The organism is Mesorhizobium sp. M5C.F.Ca.IN.020.32.2.1 (assembly GCF_004023105.1).
In the GTDB taxonomy this organism is placed as follows: Bacteria; Pseudomonadota; Alphaproteobacteria; order Rhizobiales; family Rhizobiaceae; genus Mesorhizobium; species Mesorhizobium wenxiniae.
On sequence record NZ_RZSX01000914.1, the window covers coordinates 1 to 2,400 of the forward strand.

4 protein-coding genes are annotated in these 2,400 nt (G+C 61.5%); 2 read left to right on the forward strand and 2 right to left on the reverse strand.

Annotated features, from left to right (window positions below; genetic code table 11):
* Positions 1–344, reverse strand: a 344-nt coding sequence (locus EOA86_RS30775; RefSeq protein ID WP_164892143.1) for a DUF952 domain-containing protein, incomplete at its 3' end; no start/stop codon positions are given.
* Positions 345–511: 167 nt separating this feature from the next.
* Here EOA86_RS30775 and EOA86_RS30780 point away from each other — a divergent pair.
* The gene (locus tag EOA86_RS30780; RefSeq protein WP_029356777.1) at positions 512–949 is read left to right on the forward strand and encodes a hypothetical protein; all 438 of its coding nucleotides are present in this window, start codon (positions 512–514) and stop codon (positions 947–949) included.
* A gap of 122 nt (positions 950–1,071) precedes the next feature.
* Positions 1,072–1,731: a response regulator transcription factor gene (locus tag EOA86_RS30785; protein ID WP_127209508.1), complete on the forward strand. Its 660-nt coding sequence runs from the start codon at positions 1,072–1,074 to the stop codon at positions 1,729–1,731.
* A gap of 127 nt (positions 1,732–1,858) precedes the next feature.
* Here the strand turns inward: EOA86_RS30785 and EOA86_RS30790 are convergent.
* The coding region (locus EOA86_RS30790; protein ID WP_128345058.1) for a response regulator at positions 1,859–2,400 on the reverse strand (542 nt) is incomplete at its 5' end.

The window sequence follows — 2,400 nt, forward strand, 5'->3', positions numbered from 1 at the left end:
GCCTCCAGCGTTGGGAATTGGTGCAGTCCATCGGTGCCGAGCGGCAACGGTTGCACCAAGACAACGGCCTTGAGATCGAGCGGGCCGTAAAGATGCGGGAACAGCGCGCCGCCGCGCGAGACCTCGTATTTCAGCAAATCACCCAGTTTGGCTCCATCGATGGCGACCAGCAGCAGCCCGGTCTGGCCGGCAAAGTGTTTTGCCGCCGTTTCCCTGGCTTGGCCGGCGGTGGAAAAATGGATGAAGCCGTCGGCGACGTCGATCGGCGCGCCGGTGAATCGGCCATTTCTTTCGGCCTCGCGCCACAACGCTTCAGGTACTATCTTGTAGATAATCTGAGACATGGTTGCGCTATAGTCCGAACCAACCATACGGGGAAGAGGCAAGCAGGTTCGGAAAAGTGTCACACGGTTTTCCGACAAGAATCTGCGTTAAGGCAAAGGCTAGCATTCTTCCCCATTTCCGGCGCAAACATGCGATAAATTGCGCTTACTGGCCCATGGAGGACAATATGCGTCCGCAGCACGTCTTGATTCCCGCAGCGCTCGTCTCGCTCGTCGCGGCATCGGCCTTTTCTGAGGAAGCCGACCGATACCGGCTGGAAAAGTCGGCCACGGGCTATGTCCGCATGGACACGCAGACCGGTGCGATGTCGATCTGCGAGGAGCGTTCCGGCCAGCTCGTCTGCAAGATGGCGGCCGATGAACGCGCCGCCTTCCAGGACGAGATCGACCGGCTGCAGAATTCGGTAAAGGCGCTCGACCAGCGCGTCGTCAAGCTCGAGAACTCGCTTGCCGCCCGCTTTGAGTCGACATTGCCCAGCGAGGAGGATTTCAACAAGACGATGAGCTACATGGAGCGCTTCCTGCGCAGCTTCATGGGTATCGTCAAGGACATGGAAAAGGACAGCGGCGAGGATGGCGCCAAGCCCAATTCACAAAAAACCTGAGCACCATTCACCGTGGGAACCCGGCGCATAGGCTTGCCGCTTGAAAACGGCTGATATCGCCGCATAATCGTTCGACTGATCCCGTAAGAAGCAGACAATCAGTGGGATTCGGGGAGGGCCTCGTGCCGTCAGGCTACACTTTCGTCATCGCTGACGATCATCCACTTTTTCGCGGCGCGCTGAGAGAGGCGCTTGCCGGCATCGGCAATGTCGCCGGCATTCACGAGGCCGGCGATTTCGAAAGCGCCAAGGCGCTGGTCGTGGCCAATGAGGACGTCGATCTGGTGCTGCTCGACCTGTCCATGCCGGGCGCGAGCGGCCTTTCCGGTCTGATCTCGCTGCGCGGCATCCACCCGACGGTGCCGATGATGGTGGTGTCGGCGCATGACGATCCGGTGACCATCCGGCGCGCGCTTGATCTCGGCGCTTCGGGTTTCATCTCCAAATCGGCCAGCATGGAGGAAATCCGCAGCGCCGTGCAGTCGGTGCTTGCCGGCGACATCGCTGCGCCCACGGGCATCGATCTCGGCGTCGAGCGCGATCCCGAGATATCCGATCTGATCAAGCGGCTGCAGACGCTGACGCCGCAGCAGACGCGCGTGCTCGGCATGCTGGGCGAAGGGCTGCTCAACAAGCAGATCGCCTACGAACTCGGTGTCTCCGAAGCGACGATCAAGGCGCATGTCTCGGCCATTTTGCAGAAGCTTGGCGTCGACAGCCGCACCCAGGCGGTGATCCTGCTCTCCAAGATCGGCAGCGACCCGCTGCAGGCAGCCAGCTGAGCTAGAGCATTTTGCAGCCAAGTGGAATCACTTGGCGTTGAATAAAAGCGGCTAAAACAGATAGATAGAGCGGTTCAATTGAACGCATCCCGCTCCAGCATCCTGGTCAACAGAAAGATTATGACCGTTACTCGGCCGCGGACGCCAGCGGCCTGACCCTCGCCATCATCGAGCGCAGCACCGCTGGTTTGAGTGGCTTGTTGATCACCGGCACGTCGAGTCTGCCGGCGGTGGCGCGCACCTCGCTCGAGCGGTCGGCGGTGACCAGCACGGCCGGCATGTCCTGGCCGTGGATCGCACGCAGTTTGACGATCGCGTCAAGGCCGGTCTCGCCGTCGAGATGGTAGTCGGCAAGCACGATGTCGGGGCGATGCGTGACGGACCCCTCGAGATCCCCCGTGCCGGCAAACGTGTCGACGCTGCAGCCCCAGCCTTCGAGCAGCAGCCGCATGCCGTCGAGGATGCGGGCATCGTTGTCGATGCAGAGCACGCGAAGCCCGGCAAGCGAAGCAGCAGTGCGGACCGGCGCTTTCGCCGTGACCACGCGCCGTGGCTCCTGCGCTGCCGCGACCGGCAGAATGACGGAAAAGCGCGTGCCCTTGCCTGGGTTTGAAAAGATCTGGAGTTCCAGGCGCAAGACGCGAGCGATGCGGTCGACGATGGAAAGGC

What these genes read in the sequence shown, in the direction of transcription:
- EOA86_RS30780 (WP_029356777.1), top strand. Translation starts at nt 512, where the DNA reads ATGCGTCCGCAGCACGTCTTGATTCCCGCAGCGCTCGTCTCGCTCGTC.